1 protein-coding gene is annotated in these 889 nt (G+C 30.4%); it reads right to left on the reverse strand.

The genetic code is table 11. From position 1 onward, the window contains the following. Window positions 1–133: 133 nt before the first annotated feature. Complete coding sequence (locus tag ACNG5D_RS15800) at window positions 134–865, reverse strand: PIN domain-containing protein (protein ID WP_418184499.1); 732 nt, start codon at window positions 863–865, stop codon at window positions 134–136. Between the last annotated feature and the right edge of the window lie 24 nt (window positions 866–889).

Consider the following 889-nt stretch of genomic DNA (forward strand, 5'->3'; position numbering starts at 1 on the left):
ACAACGTGTTTGTATATGATGCGTTGCGTGGTTTAGCACGTAATTTAGCAAATAAAAACCGAATAGAAAATCCGCGAGGATTTTCGTAAGTATGCTCTCACTAGCAATGGATTATATACGTTGTTAGGCAACGTTATTTTCCTCGTTTAATTTCAAATTCTAATTCCGCTTGCCATTGTAATTGAGAGTCTAGCCAATCGTCAAAATCTTCTATTAATTCAGGTGCCAATTTTAAAGCTAATCCTAATTCAGTTACAGTTTTCAGTCGAATTGGATTCATTCCATCCATTAGAGAAGAATGAACTTCTTTAGTCTCTTTATCAATAAAATCTTGAGGATTATTTGATACATAAATTAAATCATAACGACTTGGAAATGTGTAATTAGCATCCTCACAAACATTTCTAATAATTAATGCGTCATTAAAATTATTCTTGTTATTCTCAAATGGTGGTTTCTTATCTATTGCTAGATTAGAAACAAATAATTTCTGTTCTTGAGTAACTTTTAGGGTTTTACACGAAGTCATAAAATCCTCAACCTCTTGGACTTTCATTTCCGCTTTTTCAATTCTTTTTTCTTCATCTTTATATTCGGAAAGAGTTTCTAGAAATTTAGTTTTTGAAGGTTCGTCCATATGAGAAGACAATCTAATAGCTGACTTATATTCCGATTTAATAGATTCAACTAAAGATTTAATAGTTTTTTCTTTATTTCTATGCCATTCTTTAATAATTACATCATTAACAACAATTTCAATTTCTTCATAAATCGCTTTTCCTTTCAATTCGATAAGCAATTCGCTAAAAGTATCTTTAGTCAAGTAAATCCAAATGTTGGTATCTAAAACTATTTTCGTTGTCATTTTGCTCTAATGTTGCCTAACGTG

It is taken from the genome of Algibacter ulvanivorans (assembly GCF_048381495.1).
In the GTDB taxonomy this organism is placed as follows: domain Bacteria; phylum Bacteroidota; class Bacteroidia; order Flavobacteriales; family Flavobacteriaceae; genus Algibacter_B; species Algibacter_B ulvanivorans.

Coding starts and splice junctions, on each gene's coding strand:
- ACNG5D_RS15800 (WP_418184499.1), bottom strand. CDS start 865: ATGACAACGAAAATAGTTTTAGATACCAACATTTGGATTTACTTGACT.